This window comes from Spirillospora sp. CA-294931 (assembly GCF_050946795.1).
Classification (GTDB): domain Bacteria; phylum Actinomycetota; class Actinomycetes; order Streptosporangiales; family Streptosporangiaceae; genus Spirillospora.
The window spans coordinates 4,053,509-4,079,918 of record NZ_CP192006.1; the positions used below are offsets into that span (position 1 = coordinate 4,053,509).

The 26,410-nt window shown below is 73.3% G+C and carries 13 protein-coding genes; 7 read left to right on the plus strand and 6 right to left on the minus strand.

Annotation, left to right across the window (positions count from 1 at the left end; translation table 11 throughout):
* Positions 1-20 precede the first annotated feature (20 nt).
* From ACQPY4_RS18120 to ACQPY4_RS18150, 7 genes are read left to right on the plus strand one after another with little or no spacing between them, the layout of a single operon-like run.
* A complete protein-coding gene (locus ACQPY4_RS18120; RefSeq protein WP_433337817.1) occupies positions 21-923 on the plus strand; it encodes a branched-chain amino acid transaminase in 903 nt (300 codons plus the stop codon).
* Positions 920-2,143 (plus strand): acyl-CoA dehydrogenase family protein, encoded by a 1,224-nt coding sequence (locus ACQPY4_RS18125; protein WP_433337819.1) that lies wholly within the window; start codon positions 920-922, stop codon positions 2,141-2,143. The genes ACQPY4_RS18120 and ACQPY4_RS18125 overlap by 4 nt, the downstream gene beginning before the upstream one ends.
* On the plus strand, positions 2,100-11,456 hold the full coding sequence (locus ACQPY4_RS18130) for an amino acid adenylation domain-containing protein (RefSeq protein ID WP_433337821.1): 9,357 nt from the start codon (positions 2,100-2,102) through the stop codon (positions 11,454-11,456). Before ACQPY4_RS18125 ends, ACQPY4_RS18130 begins: the two co-directional genes overlap by 44 nt.
* Positions 11,453-15,613 carry an amino acid adenylation domain-containing protein gene (locus ACQPY4_RS18135; RefSeq protein WP_433337823.1) on the plus strand — a complete coding sequence of 1,387 codons (4,161 nt, stop codon included), beginning with the start codon at positions 11,453-11,455 and terminating at the stop codon, positions 15,611-15,613. The genes ACQPY4_RS18130 and ACQPY4_RS18135 overlap by 4 nt, the downstream gene beginning before the upstream one ends.
* Complete coding sequence (locus tag ACQPY4_RS18140) at positions 15,610-15,828, plus strand: MbtH family protein (RefSeq protein WP_433337825.1); 219 nt, start codon at positions 15,610-15,612, stop codon at positions 15,826-15,828. The genes ACQPY4_RS18135 and ACQPY4_RS18140 overlap by 4 nt, the downstream gene beginning before the upstream one ends.
* Before the next feature lie 49 nt (positions 15,829-15,877).
* Entirely contained in the window at positions 15,878-16,093 is a 216-nt protein-coding gene (locus tag ACQPY4_RS18145) for an SAV_915 family protein (protein WP_433337827.1), read from the plus strand.
* A 1-nt stretch (position 16,094) separates the two neighbouring features.
* Positions 16,095-17,309 carry an MFS transporter gene (locus tag ACQPY4_RS18150; RefSeq protein ID WP_433337829.1) on the plus strand — a complete coding sequence of 405 codons (1,215 nt, stop codon included), beginning with the start codon at positions 16,095-16,097 and terminating at the stop codon, positions 17,307-17,309.
* Between the two features lie 89 nt (positions 17,310-17,398).
* On the opposite strand, the gene ACQPY4_RS18155 is transcribed toward ACQPY4_RS18150, so the two are convergent.
* The 6 genes from ACQPY4_RS18155 to ACQPY4_RS18180 form a co-directional block, all read right to left on the minus strand.
* Complete coding sequence (locus ACQPY4_RS18155) at positions 17,399-18,175, minus strand: NucA/NucB deoxyribonuclease domain-containing protein (RefSeq protein ID WP_433337831.1); 777 nt, start codon at positions 18,173-18,175, stop codon at positions 17,399-17,401.
* Positions 18,176-18,337: 162 nt separating this feature from the next.
* On the minus strand, positions 18,338-19,504 hold the full coding sequence (hemA, locus tag ACQPY4_RS18160) for a 5-aminolevulinate synthase (protein ID WP_433337833.1): 1,167 nt from the start codon (positions 19,502-19,504) through the stop codon (positions 18,338-18,340).
* A gap of 76 nt (positions 19,505-19,580) precedes the next feature.
* Positions 19,581-20,858 (minus strand): hypothetical protein, encoded by a 1,278-nt coding sequence (locus tag ACQPY4_RS18165; protein WP_433337835.1) that lies wholly within the window; start codon positions 20,856-20,858, stop codon positions 19,581-19,583.
* Positions 20,855-22,036 carry a N(5)-(carboxyethyl)ornithine synthase gene (locus tag ACQPY4_RS18170; protein WP_433337837.1) on the minus strand — a complete coding sequence of 394 codons (1,182 nt, stop codon included), beginning with the start codon at positions 22,034-22,036 and terminating at the stop codon, positions 20,855-20,857. Before ACQPY4_RS18170 ends, ACQPY4_RS18165 begins: the two co-directional genes overlap by 4 nt.
* A 15-nt stretch (positions 22,037-22,051) precedes the next feature.
* The gene (locus ACQPY4_RS18175; protein WP_433337839.1) at positions 22,052-23,332 is read right to left on the minus strand and encodes a condensation domain-containing protein; all 1,281 of its coding nucleotides are present in this window, start codon (positions 23,330-23,332) and stop codon (positions 22,052-22,054) included.
* Positions 23,329-26,247, minus strand: a complete 2,919-nt coding sequence (locus tag ACQPY4_RS18180; RefSeq protein WP_433337841.1) for an MFS transporter — start codon at positions 26,245-26,247, stop codon at positions 23,329-23,331. Before ACQPY4_RS18180 ends, ACQPY4_RS18175 begins: the two co-directional genes overlap by 4 nt.
* Between the last annotated feature and the right edge of the window lie 163 nt (positions 26,248-26,410).

Here is a 26,410-nt window from a genome sequence, read left to right on the forward strand (position 1 = left end):
CACATCACGGGGGAATCGCCATGACGGCGAAGATCATCTGGATGGACGGCGAGCTCGTGGACCGGGACGCGGCCACGGTGCACGTCACCAGCTACGGCCTGCACTACGGCATCGGGTTCTTCGAGGGCCTGCGCTGCCACCCGACGCCCGAGGGACCGGCCGTGTTCCGGCTCACCGACCATCTGGTCCGGCTTCGCCGCTCCGCCGCCGTCTACGGGATCCCGCTCCCGTATCCGGTCGAGGAGATGGCGCGGGCGTGCCGCGCGGTCGTGTCGGCCAACGGCCTGACCGAGTGCTACCTGCGTCCGATCGTGTTCCTCGGCGACGGGCCCGACCCGCTGTCGGCCCCCTACCGGGCCGCGATCGTCGCGAGCGAGGACGGGCCGCTGATCGGCCCGCCCAAGACCGACGGGGCGCGCGCGATGATCTCGGGCCTGCGGCGGATGTCGGCCGACTCGATCCCGCCCGCGGCCAAGGCGACCGGGCAGTACCTCAACTCGTTCCTGGCGCAGTCGGAGGCCCTGCGCGCGGGGTACGACGAGGCGATCCTGCTCAACGCCGCCGGGTTCGTCACCGACGGGTGGGCGCACAACCTGTTCGCGTTGGCCGGCGGCGAACTGCGCACCCCGCCGGTCTCGGCGGGGGCCCTGCCCGGCATCACCCGCGACAGCGTCATGACCCTGGCCCGCGAGGACGGGCTGCCCGTGAGCGAGCGCGACCTGGTCAGAACCGATCTCTACCTGGCCGACGAGTGCTTCCTCACCGGAACGGCCGCCGGCGTGGTGCCGGTGGTGTCCGTGGACGGGCGTCCCGTGGGAGCCGGGACGCCCGGCCCGGTCACCGCCCGGCTGGCCGCCGCGCTGGCGGACGTCGCGTCCGGCACCAGCGGCGCGCACCCGGAATGGCGGGAGACGGTGTCATGACCGCGTACGTCGAGACCGGAACCAGCGTGGACGCCTTCCGCCTGCGGGTGTGCGAGGCGCTCAGCGTCCATGGCGAGGAGACCGTCGCGTCGTGGGAGACGCGCGGGCACGTGCCCCGCGAGGCGGTGGCGGGCCTGGCCCGCCGCGGGATCTTCCGCGACCGCTGGCGCGAGGGCGCGGAACGCGGGCTGCCGCTCCTGACGGTCCTCTCCGAGGAGACGGCCAGGATCAGCAGCGGGCTCGCGCTGGCCGTGATGGGGCACTGCGAGATGTTCGTCGGCGCGCTGCGGTCGTACGCCGCCACGTCCGGCCAGCTCGCGCTGCTGGAGGACGCGCTGGACGGGACGGCGGTCGGCTGCTTCGCCGCCACCGAGCCGCACGGCGGGTCCGACCTGGCCGCGATCCGCACCACGGCCACGCCGACGGTCGACGGTTGGCGGCTGCGGGGCCGCAAGCGCTACATCTCCAACATCGGCGAGGCGACGCACGTCCTGGTGCTGGCCCGACCGGCGCAGACCCGCCATGTCGGGGACCTCGGGCTCTTCGTCGTCCCGCTGGACACGCCGGGCGCGACGGTCGACGGCTTCTTCCAGACGGCGGGCGTGCGCTCGTGCGATGTGGGCCAGGTGACGCTCGACGTGGAGCTCCCGGCCGACGCGCTGCTCGGCAGCCCCGGGCTCGGCCTGCTGTACGCGGCGCACCTGCTGCACTTCGAGCGCGTCTCGATCTGCGCGCAGCTGCTGGTGGGGGCGGGGACGGCGCTGCGCCTGGCCACGGCCTTCGCGCGGCGGCGCGGGCATGGCGACAAGCGCGTCATGGACCGGCAGGTGATCGGCCACCGGCTGGCCCGCTGCCGGGCCGAGCTGTGGAACCTGGAGAGCCGGCTGCGCGAGCTGGTCGCCCGCGCCCGCGACGAGGAGCGCATGCCCGCACACGAGATCGCCGCGCTGAAGCTGGTGGCGGGGGAGTCCGCCGTGGCGATCATCGACGCGTCCATGCAGGTCATGGGCGCGCGCGGGGTCAGCGGCGGGTTCCCGCTGGAACGCATCTGGCGCGACTGCCGGATGGCGCGGCTCGGCGGCGGCACCGACGAGGTGCTGGCCGACCTGGTCGCCTCCGGCCTGGACCGGCACGACCCCGATTTCGACGACCTGCTCGTCGGCTACCTGGCCGGCGATGACCCGATTCTGGACGGGAGGCCCGGCGATGGCCGCCGATGACGCCGCGATGGACCCCGGCGCCGCCACCCTGCTCTCGCTCGTCGAGGCGCAGGCCGCGCGGACGCCCGGCCGGACCGCGATCGTGGCCGCGGGCGGCGCGGTCGTGTGGTCCTACGCCGAGCTCGACGCCGCCGCCAACCGGATCGCCCGGCACCTGATCGGGCGCGGGGCGGGACCCGAGCGCGTGGTCGCGGTGGCCGTGCCGCGCTCACCCGAGCTCTGGGCCGTCCTGCTGGGCGTGCTGAAGTCCGGGTCCGCCTACCTACCCGTCGATCCCGGGCACCCGTCCGCGCGGATCGCGGCGACGCTCGCCGACGCCGACCCGGTCTGCGTGGTGACCACGGCCGAGGTGGCCGGGGCCCTCGCGCCCGCCGTGACCGGAGACCTGCTGGTGCTGGACGACCGGGCCGAGGCGGCCGCCGTCGCCCGCCAGCGCGGCACGGCGCCCGGCGACGCCGACCGGCTCGCGCCCCTGACCGGGGACCACCCCGCGTACGTCATCTACACCTCGGGCTCGACCGGGACGCCCAAGGGAGTGGTCGTCCCGCACTCGGCGCTGCTGAACCTGCTGCTGGCCATGCGGGACCTCCTCGACCCCGAGCCCGGCCACCTGATGCTGGCCGTGACCACCGCCTCCTTCGACATGGCGGTCCCCGAGCTGTACCTCCCGCTGATCACCGGTGGCGGCCTGGTCGTCGCCCCGGACGGCCTGGCCCGCGACCCGCTCGCCCTCGGGCGGCTGGTCGCCGCGACGGGCGTCGGGACGGTCCAGGCGACGCCCAGCTCCTGGGAGGCCCTGCTGGCCGCCGCCCCGGACGCCTTCGCGGACGTCCGGAAGATGGTGGGCGGCGAGCCGCTGCCCCCGCAGGTGGCCGAGGCGATGCTGGCGGCGCCCGGACGCGTCGCGCATCTGTACGGCCCGACCGAGACGACGGTCTGGTCGACGGCCGCGTTCCTGGAGCGGAGCGACGCGAATCCCTCGATCGGGCGGCCGGTCCGGAACACGCGGGTCTTCGTGCTCGACGAGACGCTCCGGCCGGTCCCGCCCGGTGAGCTCGGCGAGCTCTACATCGCCGGGGCCGGGCTCGCCCGCGGGTACCTCGGACGCCCGGCGCTGACCGCGGAGCGGTTCGTGGCCTGCCCGTTCGGACCCGCCGGGCGGCGGATGTACCGGACGGGCGACCTGGCCCGCCGGACCCCGGACGGCGAGCTGGAGTTCGCCGGACGCGCCGACGGCCAGGTGAAGGTGCGGGGCTTCCGCGTCGAGACCGGCGAGGTCGAGGCCGCGCTGGCGAGCCACCCGGACGTGGCCAGGGCGGTGGTCGTCGTCCGTGAGGACCGGCCGGGGGACCGGCGGCTGGTCGCCTATGTCGTCCCCACCGGCGCCGCGCCCGACCCGGACGCGCTCCGGGAGCACGTGGCCGCGCGCCTGCCCGAGTACATGGTGCCCGCCGCCGTGGTGGCGCTGGAGTCGCTGCCGCTCACCCCCAACCGGAAACTGGACCGCCGCGCCCTGCCCGCGCCGGGCGTCGCGCCCGGAGCCGGGCGGGAACCGTCCGGACGGCGGGAGCGGGTGCTCGGCGAGATCCTCGCCGACGTCCTCGGGGTGCGGCGTCTGGGCGTGGACGACGGCTTCTTCGACCTCGGCGGCGACAGCATCCTGGCGATGCGGGCCGTGTCGCGCGCGCGTGCGGCGGGGCTGGCCTTCACCGCCCGGGACGTGTTCGCCCACCCGACCGTGGCCGCGCTGGCGGCGGTGGCCCGTGACCTCGGGGCCGCTCCCGAAGTCGCGGCGGTCGGCGCGATCGCCCGCCTGCCCCGGCTCGCCGGCGGCCGTGACGAGTCGGTCGTCGTCCCCGTCCCCGCCGGGCTCGGCGAGCGCGACCTGCTCGCCGCCGTCCAGGCGGTGCTCGCCCGGCACGACGCGCTCCGCCTGCGGGTCTCGGGTCGAGGCCGGGCCGCCGAGATCCTCCCCCGAGGCGCGGTCGCCGCCCGGGACCGCGTGCGGCGCGGCACCGGCACGATCGAGGACGAGACGCGCGCGGCGATCGCGCGCCTGGACCCCTCGGCCGGGGCCGTGGTCGAGATCGTGTGGTTCGAAGGGGAGCGGCGGCTGCTGCTCGTCCTGCACGGGCTGGTCGCAGACCGCGCCTCGTGGCGGATCCTGCTGGACGACCTGAAGGCCGCCTGGGAGGCGGTCCGGTCGGGGCGGCCGCCCGAGTTCGGGGCCGAAGGAACGTCGTTCCGTCACTGGGCGGGCACACGCGACGCGGCTCCCGAGCCCGGACCCTCGCCCGCCGGGCGGATGTCCCTGGAATGCCCGCCGGTGCCGGCGGCGAGGCTGCTCGACCGGCTTCCCCGGCTCTACCGTGCCGAGCCCGAGGCGATCCTGCTGGCCGCACTCGGGACGGCCGCCACCCTCTGGAGGGCGGACCGGGGAGACGGCGCCGTCGAGGGCGGCGTCGTGATCGACGTCTCCCGCGACGGCCGGGACGCCCCGGATCTGGATCTCGCACGCACCGTCGGCTGCTTCGCCACGGGCGCCGCCCTCGCCGTCGATCCCGGTGGCCGGGGCTGGGACACCGCGATCAAGCGGGTGAAGGAACAGGTCCGCGCCGCGTCGCCCGCGTCCGGGGAACCGGTCCTGGGCTTCCGGTTCGAGGGCCCCGTCGGGCTCCGCCCCGGTGACGACTGGGCCCCGCTCGACGGGACGCCGCGTTCGGACGCCGCCGGGACGCGCGACATCGACGTCGCCGTCTCGGTGCGCGACCTGCCGGGCGGCGGCGCCGAGCTGGAGGCGCGCTGGACCTGGGCGGCCCACCTGTTCACCCGGGAAGAGATCGGCGAGCTGGCCCGCTGGTGGTCCGACGCGCTGGTCGGGCTCGCCGCGCACGCCGACCGGCCGGGCACGGGCGGCCTGACCCCGTCGGACCTGCTGGTGCCGCTGGCGCAGGCCGAGATCGAGCGGCTGGAGGGCGGCTCGCCCGGCACCGCCGACATCCTCCCGCTCGCCCCGCTCCAGCGCGGGCTGCTGTTCCACGCGCTGGACGGCGACGACGCCTACCTCGTGCAGTTCGCCTACGAGCTCACCGGCCCGCTGCACCCGGGCGCGCTGCGCGCCGCGGTGCGGGGCCTCATGCGGCGCCACCCCCACCTGGGCGCGGAGTTCCGCCACGACGGGCTCGACGACCCGGTCCAGCTGATCCCCGAGTCCGTGGACCCGCCGTGGCGCGCGTTCGTCGCGGCCGGGCCGGTCGAGGACGTCCTGGCCGACGAGCGGTTCCGCTTCGACCCCGAGGCGGCCCCGCTGATCCGGTTCGCGCTCGTCCGGACCGGGACGGACCGGCACCTGCTGGTGGTCACCGTGCACCACCTGCTGGTGGACGGCTGGTCCCAGGCGATCCTGCCGCGCGAGGTGTTCGCGCTCTACGCCGCGGCCGGCGACCGGGCGGAGCTGCCCGAAGTCCCGTCCTACCGGGACTATCTGGCCTGGCTGGAAGGCCAGGACCGGACGGCGGCCCTGGAGGTCTGGCGGCGGAAGCTGGCGGGCCTGCGGCAGCCGACCCGCCTGATCCCCGCCCCGCCCGCGGGCGGAACGGCCGAGGCGAACCACACCTTCGAGACCGAGATCCCCGCCGGGCTCGTCCGCGCGCTGACCGGCCGGGCCCGGGAGCTCGGCCTGACCCTCAACACGTTCGTCCAGGGCGCCTGGGCGATCCTGCTCGGCCGGATGACCGGAACCGGCGACGTGGTCTTCGGCACGACGGTCGCGGTGCGCCCGCCGGAGCTGCCCGGCGTCGAGAACCTGGTCGGCCTGCTGGTCAACACGCTGCCGCTGCGCGTCCGGCTGCGTCCCGGCGAGCGGGTGTCGGCCATGCTGGCCCGGCTCCAGGACGACCAGGCCGCGCTGACGGCGCTGCGCCCGCTGGACCTGGCCGAGATCCAGTCCGTGGCCGGGATGGGCGAGCTGTTCGACACGCTCACCGTTTTCGACGGCCACGCCGTCGCGCCCGGCGAGTTCGCCGCCGTGGCCGGGGACGTGCGCGTCCGCGACGTCAGCCCGCCCGACTCCGCGCACTACCCGCTGAGCCTCGCGGTGGTCCCCGCGAGCGGCGGTGCGCTCCGGCTCGGGCTGAGCTTCCGGCCCGGCGCGCTGCGTGCCGACCGGGTCGCGGACCTCGCGGCCCGGCTGCTGCGGATCATGAAGGCGCTGGCCGACGACCCGCGGCGGCGCCTGGGCCCGATCGACCTGCTCGGCGGCGTCGAGCGCGCCCGGCTCCTGGAGGACTGGAACGACACCGCGCGGCCGGTCCCGGACCGGCTCGTCCCGGAGCTGTTCCAGGAGCGCGCGGGCGCCGCGCCGGACGCGACGGCGCTGGTCTGCGAGGACGGCCCGCTCACCTACGCCGCGCTCAACGCCCGCGCCAACCGGCTCGCGCACCTGCTGATCGAGCGGGGCGCGGGGCCCGAACGGGTGGTCGCGCTGGCGCTGCCGAGGTCGGCGGAGATGATCGTGGGCCTGCTCGCGGTGCTCAAGGCGGGCGCGGCCTACCTGCCGGTCGACCCGGAGTACCCGCCCGAGCGGGTGGAGTTCATGCTGGGCGACGCCGATCCCGTCCTGGTCGTCACCGGCACCGGGCTCGCGGGCGCGCTGCCCGCGCGGTTCGGCGGCCGGACCATCGCGATCGACGACCCCGGCGTCCTGGAGCGGCTGGAATCCCTGCCCGGACGGGACGTCACCGACGCCGACCGGTCGTCCGGCCTGATGGCCGACCATCCGGCGTACGTCATCTACACCTCAGGCTCGACCGGAACCCCCAAGGGCGTGACGGTGACGCACGCGGGGATCCGGAACCTGGTCGTCGCGCAGCGCGAGCTGCTCGGGGTCGGCGGCGGCACGCGCGTGCTGCACCTGGCCTCGCCGAGCTTCGACCTGTCGTTCTGCGAGATCTGCATCGCGATGGGCCTCGGCGCGACGCTCGTGGTGGCTCCGCCCGGCGCGCTGACGGGGGAGAACCTGCCCGCGTTCATCGCCGCGCACGGCGTCACGCACATGACGATCCCGCCCGCGGTGGCCGCCGTGCTGCCGCCCGAGGCGCTGCCGAGCGTGGAGTTCATCGGGGTGGGCGGCGAGGCGTGTCCCCCGGAGGTGGTGGAGCGCTGGTCGCCGTCCCGCCGGATGGTGAACGGCTACGGCCCGACCGAGACCACGGTGTTCGCCACCGTGAGCCGCCCGCTCGCACCCGCCGCCGGGCCGGTGCCGATCGGCGTCCCCATCGCCAACACCCGCGTTTACGTGCTCGACGAGGGGCTCCGCCCGGTGCCTCCGGGCGTGGTGGGCGAGCTGTACGTGGCGGGTGCGGGCGTCGCCCGGGGATACCTGGGCCGTCCCGTCCTGACCGCCGAGCGCTTCGTCGCGTGCCCGTTCCTCCCGGGTGAGCGGATGTACCGCACCGGTGACCTGGTCCGCTGGCGCGACGACGGCCAGCTCGACTTCGCCGGGCGGGCCGACGACCAGGTGAAGGTCCGGGGGTTCCGGATCGAGCTTGGCGAGGTCGAGGCCGCCCTGGCGCTCCAGGACGGGGTCGGCCAGGCCGTCGCCGTGGTCCGCGACGACGGACCCGGCGGCGGACGGCTGGTCGGGTACGTCACCGGCGACGCCGATCCGGACCGGGTGCGCGCTGGGCTCGCCGCGACGCTGCCGGAGTTCATGATCCCGTCGGCGGTCGTGGTGATTCCCGCGCTGCCCGTCACGCCCAACGGCAAGGTCGACCGGAACGCCCTCCCGGCGCCCGCCACCGGCACCGGGGGAGGCGTGGCACCGCGCGACGCCCGCGAGGAGGCGCTGTGCGCGATCTTCGCCGAGGTGCTCGGCGTCGAGCGGGTCGGCGTCCATGACGACTTCTTCGACCTCGGCGGCCACTCGCTGCTGGCGATCCGGCTGATCAACCGGGTGCGCTCGGTGCTGGACACCGAGCTGGACATCCGCGCGGTCTTCGCGGCGCCCACGGTCGCGGGGCTGGCCCGGGCGATCGCCGGCGCGTCGTCCGGTGCCCGCGTCCCGCTGCGCGCCGCGGAGCGGCCGGACCCGCTGCCGCTCTCACCCGCGCAGAGCCGCCTGTGGTTCCTGTGGCGGATGGACGAAACCGGCACGGCGTACAACCTGCCGCTGATCTGGCGGCTGTCCGGCGCGCCGGACCGGGACGTGCTGCGCGCCGCGCTGGCCGACCTGACGGCCAGGCACGAGAGCCTGCGCACCGTGTTCGGCGAGGCCGACGGGGCGCCCCGCCAGCGGATCCTCGACCCCGAACTGGCCCGGCCCGTGCTGGAGACGGCGACGGTGGACCCCGGCGGGCTGCCGGAGGCGCTCGACCGCGCCTGCCGCCACCGGTTCGACCTGTCGGCCGAGGCGCCCGTGCGCGCCTGGCTCTTCGCCCTGCCGGACGGCGAGCACGCGCTGGCGCTGATCATGCACCACATCGCCGCCGACGAGTGGTCGGGCGGACCGCTGGCCCGCGACCTGGCCGCCGCCTACTCCGCGCGCCTGGCAGGAACGCCCCCCGACTGGGAGCCGCTGCCGGTCCAGTACGCCGACTACACGCTCTGGCAGCGCGAGATGCTCGGGGAGGAGGGCGACCCGAGGAGCCTCCTGGCCCGCCAGCTGGAGTTCTGGGCAGAGACCCTGGCCGACCTGCCCGAGGCGATCGCCCTCCCGGCGGACCGGCCACGCCCGGCCGCGCCTAGCCATCAGGGCGGGACGGTCCGGCTCGGCCTCGGCGCCGACCTGCACGCCCGGCTCAGGGGGCTGGCCCGCGACCACGGCGCGACGCCGTTCATGGTGGTGCAGGCCGGTGTCGCCGCCCTGCTCGCCCGGATGGGGGCGGGTCACGACGTCCCGCTCGGCGTCCCGGTCTCGGGGCGCGGCGACCAGGCGCTGGACGAGCTGGCCGGCTTCTTCGTCAACACCGTGGTCCTGCGCACCGACGTCTCGGGCGACCCGTCGTTCGGCGACCTCGTCGCCCGCGTGCGCCGGGCCGACCTGGCCGCCTTCGCCCACCAGGACGTCCCGTTCCAGCGGGTCGTGGACCGGATCAACCCGGCCAGGGCGTCCTCGCACAACCCGCTGTTCCAGGTGATGCTGAGCCTGGAGCGCGACGAGGGCGAGGCCATCGCGCTGGAGGGGCTCACGGCGGTCCCGGTGGCCGCCGGGACGGGCGACGCCAAGTTCGACCTGGAGTTCGCCTTCCGCGAGCGGTTCGCGGCCGACGGCGGCGCGGCCGGGATCGAGACCAGGATCGACTACAGCGCCGACCTGTTCGACGCGGGGACCGTGGCGTCCCTCGGCGAGCGGCTGGTGCGGTTCCTGGAGATCGCGTCCGCCGACCCCGACCGGCCGATCGGCCGGGTGGACGTCATGGACGAGGCGGAACGCGACCGCGTCCTGCGGGAGTGGAACGACACCGCCGTCGAGGGACCGGACTCCACCCCGCACGCGCTCTTCGAAGCCCAGGTGGCGCGCACGCCGGACGCCGTCGCGGTCGTCGCGGGGGACCGGCGGCTCACCTTCCGGGAGCTCGACGAGCGGTCCGGCCGGCTCGCCCGGCACCTGGTCTCGCTCGGAGCGGGCCCCGAGCGGATCGTGGCGATCGCGGTGGAGCGCGGCGAGCGGACGCTGGTCGCGCAGCTGGCCGTGCTCAAGGCGGGCGCGGCCTACCTGCCGATCGACCCGGCCTTCCCGCCCGAGCGGATCGCCTTCATGCTCGCCGACGCCGGTCCCGCGCTGGTCGTGACTGATCGCGCGACGGCCGCCGAGGTGGAGACCGGGGACATCGCCCGCGTCGTGCTCGACGCGGCGGACGTCCGCGCGGCGCTCGCCGCGCTGCCCGGCGGCCCGCTCACCGACGGTGAGAGGACCGCGCCGGTCCTGCCGTCCCATCCCGCCTACGTCATCTACACCTCCGGTTCCACGGGCGTGCCGAAGGGCGTGCTGGCGACCCACGCGGGCATCGCCAACCTCGCCCGCACCTACCACCCCGGCTCGTGGCTGTTCGGGGAGGCGACCGCCGACCTGGCGCGCCCCCTGCGGCTGCTGCACACCGCGAGCTGGAGCTTCGACGGCGCGTGGTGCCCGGTCCTGATGATGCTGGACGGCCATGAGCTGCACATCGCGGGAGAGGAGTCCAGAAGGGACCCGGGGGCCCTGGTGTCCTACGTCCGGCGGCACCGGATCGACTACGTCAACGTGCCGCCGCCGCTGGCCTCGGAGCTGGTCGCCGCCGGGCTGCTCGACGAGCGCGAGCACGTGCCCGCCGTCGTCGTGATGGGCGGGGAGACCGTTCCCGCGCCCCTGATGGACGACATCCGCAAGGCGACCCGCACCACCTTCTTCAACACCTACGGCCCGACCGAGACCACCGTCGACGCGGTCGACTGCGCCCTGGGGCGCGACGGCGGCCCGGTCACGATCGGCGTCCCGATCGCGAACGCGCGCGCCTACGTGCTGGACCGGGCGCTGCGCCCCGTCCCGCCGGGGGGCGCGGGCGAGCTGTACGTCGCGGGCGCCGGGGTGGCCCGGGGCTACCTGGGACGTCCCGCGCTGACGGCCGAGCGCTTCGTCGCCTGCCCGTTCGCGCCGGGCGAGCGGATGTACCGGACCGGTGACCTGGTCAGATGGCGCGGCGACGGCCGGCTGGAGTTCCTCGGCCGGGCCGACGACCAGGTGAAGGTCCGGGGCTTCCGGATCGAGCTGGGCGAGGTCGAGGCCGTCCTGGCGCGCCAGGACGGCGTGGTGCGGGCGGTCGCGGTGGTGCGCGGCGACGGGCCGGGCGGCGACCGCCTGGTCGGCTACGTGACCGGCGCCGGCGACCCGGCGCGGGTCCGCGCGGGCGTCGCCGAGAGCCTGCCGGAGTTCATGGTCCCGGCCGCGGTCGTGGTCCTGGCCGAGCTGCCGTTCACCCCCACCGGCAAGGTGGACCGCAACGCGCTCCCGGCCCCCGACTTCGGGGCGCTGGTGGGCGGCGACGCGCCGCGCGACGCCCGCGAGGAGGCGCTGTGCGCGATCTTCGCCGAGGTGCTCGGCCTGGACCGGGTCGGCGTCCACGACGGCTTCTTCGACCTCGGCGGCGACTCGCTGCTGGTCACCAGGCTCGCCGCGCGGGCGCGCGCTGCGCTCGGCGTGGAGGTCCCGATCAGGGCCGTGTTCGACGCCCCGACCGTGGCCGGGCTCGCGCGAAGCCTGGCCGGGGCGCCCCCCGCCCGGCGGAGGCTCCAGGCCCGGCCCCAGACACAACGACGTGGAGGAGAGACCGAATGATTCCGTTGTCGTTCGCCCAGCGGGGGCTCTGGTTCATCGACCAGCTCGAAGGTCCCGGCTCGACCTACAACGTCCCGCTGGCGTTCCGGCTCTCGGGACGCGTCGACACCGCCGCGCTCGACCTGGCGCTCAGGGACGTCGCGGGCCGGCACGAGGCGCTGCGCATGATCTTCCGCGAGCGGGACGGCGACCCGTGCCTGCTCATCCTGGACCCCGAGGACGCGCCCGTCCGCCTGACGGTCGAGGAGGTCCCCGCGGACCGGCTGATGGCGGCGGTGGACGAGGCGGGCCGCCGTCCCTTCGACCTGGGCGCCGAGCCCCAGTTCCGGGCCTGGCTGATGTCGTCGTCGCCGGACGAGCACGTTCTGCTGATCCTCATGCACCACATCGTCACCGACGGCTGGTCGATGGCGCCGCTCACGCGCGACCTGGCCACCGCCTACTCCGCCCGGCTCGCGGGCGGCGCACCGGAGTGGGAGGAACTGCCCGTCCAGTTCTCCGACTACGTCCGCTGGCAGCACGACGTGCTCGGGACGGAGGACGACCTCGACAGCCTGGCGTCCCGGCAGCTGGCGTACTGGCGGGAGGCGCTGGACGGCCTGCCGGAGGAGCTGCGCCTCCCCGCCGACCGGCCCCGGCCGCCCGTGGCCACCCGGGGCGGCGACGTCGTCCTGTTCGACGTCGACCGCGCCCTGCACCGCGACCTGGCCGAGCTGGCCAGGGAGAGCGGCGCCACGCTCTACATGGTGCTGCAGGCGGCGCTCGCCACCCTGCTGACCCGGCTGGGCGCCGGAACCGACATCCCCATCGGCGTGCCGCTGGCCGGGCGCACCGAGGAGGTCCTCGACGACCTGGTCGGCTACTTCATCAACACCGTCGTCATGCGCGCCGACACCTCCGGCGACCCGACGTTCCGCGAGACCCTCGCGCGCGTGCGGACGGCGAGCCTGGCCGCGCACGAGCACCAGGACCTGCCGTTCGACCGGCTCGTGGAGGTGCTGAACCCGCCCCGGGCGCGCGGCCGCCACCCGCTGTTCCAGATCATGCTCGGCTTCCAGAGCAAGGGTCGCGACGGGCTCGACCTGCCGGGCGTGACCGCCCTCCCGCTGGAGCTCCACTCGGGCGACGCGATGTTCGACCTCAACATCGACGTGTTCGAGCGCCTGGGCGACCAGGGTGAGCCCGCCGGGCTGGAGGGCGGCGTCGAGTACGCCCGCGACCTGTTCGACCGGGCGACCGCCGAGTCGATCGCCACCCGGCTGGTCCGGCTGCTGGCCGCCGTCGCGCGCGAACCCGACACCCCGATCGGGCGGCTGGAGCTCCTCGCCGACGACGAGCGCGCGTGGCTGCTGGAGGAGTGGAACGACACCGCCGTCCCGGTGCCCGAGGCCACGCCGCCCGAGCTGTTCGAGGCTTGCGCCGCGCGCACGCCCGACGCCGTCGCGATCGAGGCGCCCGACGCGACGCTGACCTACGCCCAGCTCAACGCGCGCGCGAACCGGCTGGCCCGGCATCTGATCGACCAGGGCGCGGGCCCGGACCGGATCGTCGCGCTGTCGATGCCCCGCTCGGCCGCGCTGATCGTCGCGCTGCTCGCCACCGTGAAGGCGGGCGCCGCCTACCTGGCGATCGACCCCGGCCATCCGGCCGATCGGGTGGAGGCCATGCTGGCCGACGCGCGTCCCGTCTGCGTCCTGGACGCGGCCGAGTTCGCGGGCCTGGACGAACGCTCCGCCGGGAACGTCACCGACGCCGAGCGCGAACGCGCCCTGCTCCCCGGCAACGCCGTGTATGTCATCTACACCTCCGGCTCCACGGGGACGCCCAAGGGCGTCGTCATCACCCACCGGAGCCTGGCGAACTATCTCGCGTGGTCGTCCGACGCGTGCCACGCCCTGGACGGCACGACGATCCTGCACACCTCGGTCGCCTTCGACTTCACGGTCACCACGATCCTCTCGCCGCTGGTCGCCGGGGGACGCGTCCGCGTCGCCGAGCTGAACGACCTGGTCACCGAGGACCCCGGCGGCGATGGGGACGGCGGGACCACCTTCCTGAAGGTCACGCCCAGCCATCTCCCGCTCGTCCACGAGCTGCCCGAACGGCACGCGCCGTCCCGGCAGCTGATGCTGTGCGGCGAGCCCCTGCCCACCGAGGCGGTGGCGGACTGGCAGCGGCGGCACCCGGACGTCGAGGTCATCGGCGCCTACGGGCCCACCGAGACGACCGTGGAGTCGAGCTGGCACGTCCTGGACCCGCCGGGCACGCTGACCTCGCCGCTCGTCCCGCTCGGGCGGCCGGTCTGGAACACCCGGCTCTACGTGCTGGACGAGCGGCTCAGACCCGCGCCCACCGGGGTGACCGGCGAGGTCTACGTGGCGGGCGCGGGTCTGGCGCGCGGCTATCTCGGCAGGCCGGACATGACCGCCGAACGCTTCGTGGCCTGCCCCTTCGGCGGGCCGGGCGAGCGGATGTACCGCACCGGCGACCTGGCGCGGCGCCGCGCCGACGGCCGGCTCGAACCGGCGGGCCGGGTGGACGACCAGGTCAAGGTGCGCGGCCACCGGGTCGAGCCGGGCGAGATCGAGGCCGTCCTGACCCGCCATCCGGCCGTCCGCCAGGCCGCGGTCGCCGTGCGCGAGGAACGTCCCGGTGACGCGCGGCTGGCCGCCTACGTGGTGGCGTCCGGGGCCGATCCGGCCGAGCTGCGCTCCCACGTGGCGGCGCTGCTGCCCGGGTACATGGTCCCGGCGGCCTTCGTCGTGCTCGACCGCATGCCGCTCACCCGCAACGGGAAGGTGGACCGCCGGGCGCTGCCCGCGCCCGACTTCGCGTCCGGGGCGAGCCGCTACGTCGCGCCCAGGACGCGCCACGAGGAGCTGGTGGCCGCCGCGTACGGCGAGGTCCTCGGGCTGCCGAGGGTGGGAGTCGAGGACGACTTCTTCGAGCTGGGCGGGCATTCCCTCCTGGCCGCCCGGCTGATGTTCCGGCTGCGCAAGGTGATCGAGCACGAGGTCACCATCGCGATGGTGTTCGCCCACCCGACCCCCGCCGAGCTGGCCCGGGCCGTCGTCGAGGGCGACGAGACCGGGCCCACCGGACCCGTCCTGGACGAGTCGGCCGACGAGTTCGTCACCACCGGGCTCCCAAGGGCGGAACCCGGGGGCCACATCCTGCTGACCGGCGCGACCGGCTACTTCGGCGCGTTCCTCCTCGCCGAGCTGCTGGAACGGACCGGAGCCCGGATCTCCTGCCTGGTGCGCGCCGCCGACGCGGAGGCCGGGCTGGAGCGCGTCCGCCGCAACCTGGAGCGCTTCGGCCGGTGGACGCCGGACGCGCGGGCCCGCGTCACCGCGGTTCCCGGCGACCTGGCGCTCCCGCGCCTCGGGCTGGACGACGCGGAGTTCGCCCGCCTCGCCGCCACCGTCACGGCGATCTACCACAACGGCGCCAACGTCAACCTGATGCTGCCCCTGGAGGCCGTCAGCGCGTCGAACCTCGGCGGGACCCGCGAGCTGCTCAGGCTCGCCGCCACCACCACGCTCAAGCCCTTCCAGCTCGTGTCCACCGACGCCCGCGCGGGCGGCAACGGCTACGTCCTCAGCAAGCGATCGGCCGAGCGGCTCGTCCTCAAGGCACGCGAACGCGGGCTCCCCGCCTCGGTGTACCGCGTGCCGCGGTTGTCGCTGGACACCAGGACGGCCCTGGGCAACGAGCGCGACGCCGGGCTGAGGCTGCTGGGCGTCATCCGCGCGCTCGGCGCCGCCCCCGACTTCGACATCAAGGAGATGTGGATGCCGGTCGACGGCGCCGCGCGGGCGGTGACCGGCGCGGCCCTCGCCGACCCCGACGGCGGCCCGTTCACGGTCGTGACCGAGGGCGGCCCGATCACGCTGCGCGGCATGGTCGAGGTCGTCCGGGCGGCCGGGGTCCCGGTGGCCCTGAACCCGGTCGCCGAATGGGTGGAGAAGGTTCGGGCCGCGGGCTCGGAGGAGAACGAGGTCATGCTCGGCGTGCTCGGCCTGAACGGGGAGTTCGACCCCGGCGGCGAGCACGTCGTCTACGAGGACCCCGCCGGATTCGGCGGGCTCATCGAGGGCCCCAGGGTCTCAGCGGAAACGATCGGCCGGTATCTCGCGACAAGGAGCGGACAGTGACCGACACCAACCCCTTCGAAGACGACAACGGAACCTACTACGCGCTCGTCAACGAGGAGGGCCAGTACTCGCTCTGGCCCGCCTTCGCCGACGTGCCGCCCGGCTGGGAGATCGCCCATGGCGAGGGCACCCGCGCCGCCTGCCTGGAGCACATCGGCGAGCGATGGACGGACCTGCGTCCCAAAAGCCTCGTCCGCCGGATGGAAGGCGCCTGACGCCGGGATCCTGCACGTCCCGGTCCGGCACGGCGCGCGGGGAACCGTGGTGATCCGCACCGGCCGCCTGGCGGTCGGCGAGCGGGTCGGCGTCGGCTTCACCAGCCGCGCGGGCCTCGCCGCCGTGTTCGGACCGCGCCACCCGTCCATCGCCCTGCACCTGCGGGCGCTGCGCGCCCTGCTCGCGCCGCGCGGCATCACCCGCGTCCAGATCGACCCCGAGGAGTCGCAGATGACAGCGAACGACACCAGAGAGGCGGGCTGAGGTGCGCGCGCTCCTGCACCACCGCGACGGCCGCGTCTACCTCGTCGGGCAGTGCCTGTCCGTCGCCGGGACCAGCGCGCTCTGGCTCGCCACGGCCATCTGGACCAAGATGCTCACCGGCAGCGACAGCGCCGCCGGGCTGATCTTCCTCGCCTACGTCTGCGGAGCGATGCTGGCCCCGGTCTGCGGCGTCCTGGCCGACCGGACGCGACGGCGCCCGCTGCTGATCGCGGCGAACCTCGGCGTCGCGGCCTGGGTCTGCCTCCTCCTGCTGGTGGACGGCGAGGGCCAGCTGTGGCTGATCTATCTGGTGATGTTCGGATACGGCGCCGCGGGCGGGCTGATCAACGCGGCCCAGACCGCCCTGCTCGCGGTCATCCTGCCCGACGAGCTGCTCGGCGAGGCCAACGCCCTGCTCCAGATGGCCGAGGTCGGCCTGCGCGTCGTCACCCCGCTCGCCGGGGCCGGGCTCCTGGTCTGGATCGGCCCCGAACCGGTGATCCTCCTGGACGCCGCCACCTTCGTCGTCGCCGGTCTGACCGTGATCGCGATCCGTCCGGACGAGCCCCGCCCGTCCCCCCGGACCGAGGGCCGCCTCGACGAGTTCACCGCCGGAATCCGCCACATCGGCCGCACCCCCGCCCTGCGCCGCCTGGCGGGCGCGGCCGTGACCGTCCTGCTGGCGTTCGGCTTCTTCCAGAGCGTCCTGTTCGCCGTGGTGGGCGAGGGGCTGCACCGCACGCCGTCCTTCATGGGCGTACTGGAAGCCGTGATGGGCGTCGGCGCGCTGACCGGCGGCCTCCTGGCCGCCCCCGCCATGCGCCGGACCAGCGAACGCGCCCTGGTCATGATCAGCCTGGCGATCGGCGCGGCCGCCTGCGCCCTGCTGACCTCCGGCGTCCTGCCCCTGGTCCTGGCGGCCATGGCCCTGTCCGGCCTCTGCATCGTCTGGGTCAACGTCGGCGTCTACACCCTGATCCAGCGCCGCACCCCGAAGGACCTCCTGGGCCGCGTGGACGCCGCCCTGGGCATGGCCATCCTGATTCCCCAAGCCCTCTCGATCGCCGTGGGCGCGGCCCTCGTAGCCGTCATCGACTACCGGGTCCTTCTCCTGGCCATGTCGGCGACCTTCCTCCTGGCCGCCGCCCAGCTCCGGACCCCCGACCCTTCCCCCGTCCCGGTCGACACCCCTCTGACCCCCGAAGACGCACGCTGACACACGCCCCGGCACAGGTGGGAAAGGGCTCGTGTCCGCTGGCGGACACGAGCCCGAGCCGCACGATCATTCACGGGGTGGGACGGAGGTCAGACCTTGACCCAGAACGCGTCGTCGTTGAGCACCCGCTGGTCCTGATAGAACGAGCTGAGGATGCCGCCCTGGGAGCTTTGCTCCCCGATCGGCACCCAGGCCCAGCCGCGGTGCATGCCGGACAGAGCGGTGCCTCCTTCCTTGGTCGAGGCGAACGGGTACTCGTCGCACGACATCTTCGGCTTGGGCGGCGGTCCAGTGATCTTCCGGGCGCAGACCGCGCGCCGATTACCGGTGATGCTCGCCTTGCGGGTGATCCGGTGCAGGGCGCGTTGGTGGTCGCCGGGCACCCCGTATCCGCCCCGGGTCTGGATCCCCCGGATGTTCTTGGCGATCTTGGGCAGTCCGGCCATCGACACGGTCGGCGTCACGGCGTTGAGCACGCAGCCGGGACGCTGGGAGCCGAGTTCGTCGTCACAGCGCACCGTGGTGGACGAGCGTCCTCCACCCGCTGAGGACGAGCCGCCGCTGGCCAGGACCGGAGTGGAGACGAAGAGCGCGTTCGACACGTGCCGCCGGCCCTTGCCGACCGAGTTGGTGAACGTGATCTTCCCGGACCATGCCTGCCCGGCGGCCGAGGTCGGCCCCGCCGCCCTCCCGCTGCTGGCGCAATGGGCGTTGATGATGTCGGACAGGCCGGCGACGGTGCCGACCGCGCTGACCACCTTGATCTGCACCAGCGCGGTGTACGTGCGGGCTCTGGGGTTGGTCCGCCACGCGATCGTCGCCAGGAAGGACGAGGCACCGGTCGCGACGCCGTTGGTCGTGACCACCGTCCGGCCCGTCCGGGACTCGCACTCGGAGGTGCGCGTCAGGGGCGGGCAGTCGACACCGGCCCGCAGTCCCGCCGATGCCGTTTTGGCGAAAGGCGAATATGCCGAATCGCCTGCGGTCGAATATGCGGGGAAACGGCCGGGGGAACCTATGGGGCGGCTTCAGGCGCGGGGGAGTGCCAGGGTCGTCCAGATGTCGTCCAGGGCCCGGGTGAAGGCGTGCACCGAGGCTTCGGTGTGGACGGCACTGGGGGCGATGCGCAGGATCTCCTCGCCCGGCCTGACGCTCGGGGCGTTGATGGCCTGGACGTAGGCGCCGTGGCGGCTCAGCAGGAGCTCGGCCACCTGCTTGCACTTCTTCTCGTCGGCCACCAGGACCGAGACGATGTGCGAATCGTCGGAAAGGTAGGGAATCCTTCGCTCGCGCAACAGCCCGTACATCAGCGCCGCGTTGGCGCGGAGGGCGTCTCTTTCCTCCTGGGACGCCCTCAGATGGCGGACGGCGGCCAGCGCTCCGGCCGCGATGGCGGGCGCGAGGGAGGTGGTGAAGATGAACGCCCGCGAGAAGCTCCGGACCGCGTCGACCAGCACCGCGGGCCCCGCGATGTAGCCGCCCGCGGTCCCGAAGCCCTTGGCCAGCGTGCCCATGATGACCGTGAACTGGTCCGCCAGCCCGAGCCGCGCGGCGATCCCGGCGCCCTGGGGGCCGTACATGCCGACCGCGTGCACCTCGTCGAGGAAGGTCATCGCACCGGCGCGCGCGGCCAGGTCCGCGATCTCGGCGAGGGGCGCGATGTCCCCGGACATCGAGTAGACCGACTCCAGGACGATCAGCTTCGGGCGGGACGGGTCGGCCCGCTCCAGGAGCTCCTCCAGATGCGCGACGTCGTTGTGGCGGAAGATGTGCTTCTCGGCCCTGCTGTGCCGGAGCCCGTCGATGATGGACGCGTGGTTCAGCTCGTCGGAGAAGACGATGCCGTCGTCCAGGCGGCCCGCCAGGACGGTCAGGGACCCGTCGTTGGCGGAGTACCCGGAGCTGAACAGGAGGGCGGACTCCTTTCCGTGCAGGTCCGCCAGTTCGTTCTCGAGCTGGACGTGGCAGTGGTTGGTGCCGCCGATGTTGCGCGAACCGCCGGAGCCCGCGCCGAATTCGTCGATGGCCTCCTTCATCGCGGTGAGGACCACCGGGCTCTGCCCCATGCCGAGATAGTCGTTGCTGCACCAGACGGCTATCTCGGAGGGGACGGCGTGCGCGCTCGCCGCCGGGAACCGCCCGGCCAGCCGCCCGATTTCCAGGAACTCCCGCCTTCCGTCCCCGAGTTCGTCCATCTGCCGCGCGAAGATATCCAAATATTGAGGCATGCCCCGCTCGCTCTCCGAGTCTCTGGTGATGGGTACGTCGATTTCAGGCGGGGTCGGACCAGTAGACCGGGGAGTGCACGGCTCCCGAGCTCCGGTTGATCATGAGCTTCTCCGCGCCATGGGGGCTGTGCCGGCGCATCGCGCCGACGAATTCGCCGTCCAGGACGAACGCGCCGTAGACGGAGGGCCCGTCGACCACGGTGAGCGCGTCCTCGGCGTCGAGGTAGGCGATCTGCTCGTGGTCGGGCGGGAGCAGGTCCTGGACGAGCCAGGGCGCGGCGCCGCCCGCCAGCGCCTCCTGCACCGTGGCCGCCCACGCCCCCGGTTCGGTCTCCCGGCCGATCAGGACGCCCTTGCCGCGCCCGCCGAGGGCCGGCTTCAGGACGAGTTGCTCCTGATTCTCGACCGTCCATTCGGGGAGGTCGACGCGCCGGTCCCGCCAGAGCGTGTGGCGTGCTTCCACGACGCGCGTCCAGGGCACCGTCTGACGGAGCCGTCCGGCGAGTCCCGGTGGCATTTCGTCGGTGAAGCGCTCGTCCGAGAGGGCCGCGAGGGTGGCCTTGGTGCCGAGGAACTCCCCCCAGACGCTGGTGAAGATGGTGACGCCCTGGCGCTGGGCGGCCGCGACGACTCTGAAGTACTCGGCGATCTCGTTCGGGCGCTCGAAGTCGGGCAGGAACATGCGCAGCACGAGCCCGACCTTCTTGCCCCGCGCGTACAGCCCTCCGACCTCCTCGGTGAAGTCCTCGACATGGACGAGCCGGGCGGCGAGGCCGTGCCGGGCGAGCTCGTCGGTCAGGGCCGCGTAGTACCACGGCGGGCTGGCGTCGGGATGCTCGGGGAACTCGCCCTCCCACGCGTAGCACGCGATCGCGATCAGGTCCTCGTCGGACGTCATGTGACCACGCAGGACGTCGGCATAGCGGCCCATGACGAATCGCGGTGTCCCGGCCGCCGGGAGGTGGGGCCGCAACGGCGTTTTGCGCCGCGTTCGCAACAGCAGATCGTTCAACGCGAAAAGACCCGCCGTGGACCCGGTGTTGACGTCGACGATCTTCGGTGCGCCGCGGCTGATGACGACGTCGGGCCTGGCGACCAGTGCCCACGGCTGCTCCGGTGCCACCTGCCACACCGGAATCAGATATTCGGGGAGCCTCAGCGCTGCGGCCATACGGGGGACTGAGCGGTGATGCCGTGCGATGAACGCGTCCACTCCCTCGACGTACGCGCGCCATGCCGCGCCCATCGCCTGGCGGATCGCGCCGCTCATGCGGGGTTGCGAGACCGCGAAGGGCCAGGTGACGTCGGTGTCGGCCGTCATCGGCCGCCGGCCCCGGCGTCGCTGAGCGCGCTCTCGGCTCGGCGCCGGTGCGGATAGTCCGACGCGCGTTCCTGGAAGGCGAGAATGGCCGGATTCCGGACGAGGCCGTCCCGGATCTCGATGGCCCGGCCGATGGTCGGGTCGGCGTCCCAGGCCGCCGGTCCCGCCAGCACCGTGTCCAGGTGCGGCAGCAGGGCCTGGCTGATCTCCCGGGTGGCGGAGTCCCACAGGTAGGACGCGCTGTGATCGACGCCGTAGTAGTGGACGTTGTCCCCGACTGTGAACATCGGCTCGCTGAACGTGGTCTCCCTCGCCCACTCGAACCCCATCCCCCGGTCGAGGGAGACATCGACGACGAGACTGCCGGGAACGAAGGTCGCCGCCTCGTCGAGCGTGGCGAACATCAGCGGCGCGCCGGTGTCCTGCAACACGCAGTTGACGATGACGTCGTACCGCGCGAGGAAGGGCGCCATCGGCGCCGGAGCGCCGTCGGCGAACACCCGGGACCGGTCCGGCCGGCGGGGGTCGCGGCCGAACCGGATGATCCGCGCGGAGTGGATCGGGGCGGCGACCGCCGTGATCTCGCGGCGGGTCAGCACGTCGATGTCGTGCACCCCGTGCGCGTTGAGAGCCGTGATCGCACCACGTCCGGTCGCGCCGAAGCCGATGACGGCCGCCCGCAACCGGCGGCCGTAGACCCCCGTGATCCCGGTGAGCGCCAGGGCGTGCAACACCGAGCAGAAGCCCGCCATCTCGTTGTTCTTGTGGAACACATGGACACCGGAACCGTCCTCGGCCGTCCGGTGGCGCATCGCCTCGAAGGCGATCAGCGTGAGCCGCCGGTCGATGGCCGCCTGGGTGATCTCCGGATTCTGGACGCAGTGCGGCCAGCCCCAGAGAACCTGTCCGGTCCGCAGTTCCGCCAGGTCCTCGGCCGTCGGCTTGGGGTTCAGGATGACGTCGCACTCCGCGATGAGCCGCTCGCGGGGGAGCACCCCGGCGACGAACGGGGCCAGCCGGTCGTCCGGCACACCGCAGCGTTCCCCGTATCCGCTTTCCAGGAAGACGCGGGAACGCAGCCGCGGCTCGACGCGCTCCAGATGCTGGGGGTGGATCGGAAGCCGCCGCTCGTGCTCCTTGCGCGACCGCCCGACGACGCCGAGGGTGAGCTGATCCATGTGTTTCTCCTCCGGTCAACCTTGCTGGGGACCTGGTCTGATCGCGGCGAGGAGCGGGCCCATCGGCCGGTCCGGGGCACGGGTGAGTTCGCGCGCCGACGCGACATAACCGGCCACGAGGGCCGCCGCCTCCTCCGCCGGGACGACCCCGGCCTGGCAGGTCATCCACCCGCTGAGAGGACTCCCGTCCGCCTCGACGATGTCGAGGCAGAACTGGAAGCTCGTGTGGGCCGTGGGGAAATCGACCAGACGGAACGACACGTCGCCGGGCTCGCGGCCCGGCGCGTCGTAGAACGACCGCGGGATGACCTGGACGGCCGTCTGGACGGTGCTGGCGTCCCCGCCGGGGAACACCGCCTCTTCGATCAGATGGAAGGGCGTGTCCGCGTGCTCCAGCGCATCGAAGAGCGCCTCCTGCGACTGGTGGACCAGCTCCCCGAACGTCGCGGTGAGATCCACCCGCAGCCGCAGCGGAAGACGGTTGTTGAACAGCCCGATGAGAGGCTCGTGTTCGGGACGGTGCCGTCCCGCGTAGGGGACCGTGACGAGCAGCTCCGGCACCCGGGTGCGATGGGTGAGGAACCCCGCCAGCGCCGCGAGCGATACCCCGGTGAGGGTGGCGCCGAGCGCGCCGGCCGCCCGCCGCAGTTCCTCGCTCACCGGACCCGGGAAGGCGAACGGGACGTTCCGCGCGGTCGTGTCCCGCGCCGGTGGACCGAGGTTCAACCGGCAGGAGACACCGTCGAGTCGGGCGCGCCACCAGTCGAGATCGCGACCCGGACCGGCGTCCTCCTCGACATGGGCGGCCCACACCTCGTCCCACTGGTCCCGTGGCTCGGGGAGGCCGCGCGACAACGCCCGGTAGCGCTCCTGAAGCTCCCTGACCAGGACGCCCAGGCTCCAGCCGTCGGCGACGACATGGCTCAGCGTGAGAAACAATTCATGCCTGTCCGGCGCCAGGACGGCACGCAACGGCCAGTCGGTCGCCAGATCGACGGGAGTCGCCAGCTCACGGTCCCTGACCTCCGCCAGATCGGTGACCTCCAGCGGATAGGACTCGGGCACCGTCCGGAGGGTGGCCAGGGGAGAACCGTCCGGACCCGGGACCACGCGCGTGCGCAGCGGAGCGTGCCGGTGCACCACGCCGGACAGTGCCCGCGCGAGGATCCCGGGGTCGACGTGGGCCGGAACCGCGTACACCGGCGACATGTAGCTCGTCCGCCAGCCGTCCTCCCGGGCCGCCTTCCAGCGCGCCACCTGCCCCGGCAGCAGCCGGATCGAGGGCTCGGGGGTCATGACGCCGTCCCGGCCGGACGGCACAGCCCGACGATCCCGGTGAAGGTGGGGGAGCGGAAGACCTGGCGCGGGGTCAGCCGCAGGCCGAACGTGAGCTCCACCCGGTTGATGAGCCTGACCGCGAGCAGCGAGTTCCCGCCGGACTCGAAGAAGTTGTCGGCCCGGTCCGCCGGTGGGGACCCGAGCAGTTCCACCCAGATGCCGGCGACCGTCGCCTCGATGTCGTCACCCGGCGTGAGGCCCGGACGCCGAAGGCCCGCCAGCCGAGCCTTCAGCTCCGAGCGATCCAGCTTGCCGTTGGGCCCGAACGGAAGGCTCGGCAGCACCACCACCTCGGCCGGAACCATGTACTCGGGAAGCCGCTCCCGGACGAAGGCGCGCGTCGCCGGGCCGGTCTCCCCACCCGTCGTCACACACCCGACCAGCCGGGGTTCGTCCGCGTCCTCGTCGAGGTGGACCACGGCGCCGGTGACCCAGGGCGCGGCCAGGAGCGCCGCCTCGACCTCCTTGAGCTCGACCCGGTAGCCACGGATCTTCACCTGGTTGTCCACCCGGCCGACGATCTCCAGATCACCGGTCGGCAGGAACCGCCCGCGATCGCCCGTCCGGTAGGAGACCGTCCCATCGGCGGCCCTGACGAACCGTCCCGCTTCCCTCGCGTTCAGGTAGCCGAGCGCCACCGGCGGCCCGGAGATCCAGATCTCCCCGACCTCTCCCGGCGCGACCTCGCCACCGGACGGATCGAGCACGGAGATCGACGCGCCCGCCACCGGCACCCCGACGGGAACCCGCTCCGCGTCCGAACCCAACGCGGCGACGTCGTAGGACGCGACGACCGACGAGGTCTCGCTCATGCCGTACAGGTTCAGGAGCGTGGCCGCGGGGAAGACGCGCCGGAACCGCAACGCGGTCTCCACCGGCAGCGCGTCCGCGCCGCTGGTGACGAAGACCGGCGCATGGGCCGGGCCACGCCGCTCCACCTCGTCGAGGAGGCCCGCGATGAGCGGCGGAGTAAGAAAGAGATGGGTGAGCTTCCACCGCTCGATGGCATCGACGAACTGCACCGGGTCCATCACCTCGTCCCGGCCCAGAACAACCGAGGGGACGCCCTGAAGCAGCCCGCCGAGCATCTCCCAGGTGGTGGCGACCAGCGCGATGGACTTGTGCGAAGCCACCACCGCCCCCGGGGGAAACGGATAGTCACTCCACGTCCAGGCCAGCCGATTCAAGACCGCCGCATAACTGACTCGAACCCCCTTGGGGTCGCCGGTCGTCCCCGAGGTGTAGACAACGTGAAAGACCCTGGACGCCTCGAACGCCGGGAACTCGCTCAGCACAGGCCCCTCCGCAAGAGGCCCCAGCACCACCCGCGGCACGACCAAATCGGGGAACCGATCGAGCCCCGGCTCAGCCAGCAGACAGCCCGGCCCCGTCTCCCGCAGGATCAGCTCCTGTCGATGGTCCGGAATGGCGGGATCGAGGCCGACATAACCGGCCCCCGCCTTCAGCACGGCCAGCACCCCCGCGGTCGCCGCCGGACTCCCCCGATGGGCCGCTAGGGCCACAAGGTCACCGGCCTCCACCCCACAACCGGCGAGCCGAGCTGCGAGCCGTCCGCTCCACAGGTCCAGCTCCCGATAGGTGATCACTCGGTCACCGTGAATCAGCGCCGGACCATCCGGCCGCTCGGCCACCTGCTTGGCGAAGAGCGAAACGAAAGAGACGTCGGACATCGGCCTCAACCTCCGAAGGACAGCGAAAGGAACGATCGCGCCGAGCACGAAGACGACGGACAAGCCGATCCACCCGGCCGTGCCGAGCGCGAACACGACACCGGTCATCAACACCGGCCCGACGACCCGATTGGCCAGCGTCCGGCCCACACCGAACACCATGAGATAGCTCCCGGGGGCATCCTCAGGAGCCAGGGAAAACGACAGCGTCCATGCGGCTCCCACTTGGAGCAGCTCAGCGAACGTCAACAACACGATGGCAATCGTCAGCGCCACCAGAGCGCCCCGCTCCGCGAAGAACGGCGCGACCGCCAACATCAGACACGCCCCAGCGATGATCACGCAAACAACCGCGTAACAAAACCACGCACGCCGAAGCGAACCAAAACAACGATTCAGGAAATACTGCAAACAAATACAGATCACTGTATTGACCATAAAGAGCCCGGCCAAAGCCCGCTCGGGCACATCCGTCCGCGTCACCAGCCACAACGGCAGAGCGACATAAATCAATGCGCTCCACAACGACAACAGAGCGTTGTACGAGGTAAGACCGAGCAACCTGACATCGCTCAATATCGAACCGAGCCCGCCCCGCCCCCTCCCAGCACCGACGTTCTCCTTCGACACAAGCGGCAGAAGCGCCGTCACCAGGTAGATCACGGCGACCCCCACCAGCAGCCGCCGACAGGACGTCCGGTCCGCCGACCCCAACGCCAGCGCCCCGACCAGGCCACCAAGCGCGGAGCCGACATTGAGCGTGGTGCGCTGCATGGCCATCACCCGCCCCCGCAGGTCCTCCGAAACCCGCACCCGCACATACGCCTGAACCAACGGCGCCGAAACCTGCTCGGCGGCCACCACGACCACCGCGACGGCAAGAAAGCTCCACCACGCGCCCACCCACAGATAACCGAGCGTCGCGATGGCCCGCATCAGATTGACCCCGACGAACACCCTCCGAGGCCCATACCGGTCGGCCAGCCGCCCGACGAAAAGAGCCGCCCCCATGGCCGCGACCCCCGCGATGCTGAGCCCCGCCCCAATCGCCCCGCTACTGAGCCCCACAACCTTCACGAAATAGATCGTCGACACGGTCAGGAACAGTCCCGTCCCGACCCACTCGGCAAAAGAAACGACCTGGACAAGCGGCAGGAACTCGCGAACCCTGGGACGCGCCACAACCCCCTCACCCCCCAGCACAGCCGCCCTCCCCCCAGTTCGCGTCACCAGCCGTCCACGCTAGAACCCGAATATCCAGAACCTCCACCCCCGGTCCACTCAGCGGACCGCCGAATGAGGACCCACCCAAAATTGCAGCAACAAAAACATTCGCACAAAAAGC

Coding starts and splice junctions, on each gene's coding strand:
- ACQPY4_RS18130 (WP_433337821.1), top strand. CDS start 2,100: ATGACCCGATTCTGGACGGGAGGCCCGGCGATGGCCGCCGATGACGCC.
- ACQPY4_RS18125 (WP_433337819.1), top strand. CDS start 920: ATGACCGCGTACGTCGAGACCGGAACCAGCGTGGACGCCTTCCGCCTG.
- ACQPY4_RS18165 (WP_433337835.1), bottom strand. CDS start 20,858: ATGACGGCCGACACCGACGTCACCTGGCCCTTCGCGGTCTCGCAACCC.
- hemA (WP_433337833.1), bottom strand. CDS start 19,504: ATGGACGAACTCGGGGACGGAAGGCGGGAGTTCCTGGAAATCGGGCGG.
- ACQPY4_RS18170 (WP_433337837.1), bottom strand. CDS start 22,036: ATGGATCAGCTCACCCTCGGCGTCGTCGGGCGGTCGCGCAAGGAGCAC.
- ACQPY4_RS18135 (WP_433337823.1), top strand. CDS start 11,453: ATGATTCCGTTGTCGTTCGCCCAGCGGGGGCTCTGGTTCATCGACCAG.
- ACQPY4_RS18120 (WP_433337817.1), top strand. CDS start 21: ATGACGGCGAAGATCATCTGGATGGACGGCGAGCTCGTGGACCGGGAC.
- ACQPY4_RS18175 (WP_433337839.1), bottom strand. CDS start 23,332: ATGACCCCCGAGCCCTCGATCCGGCTGCTGCCGGGGCAGGTGGCGCGC.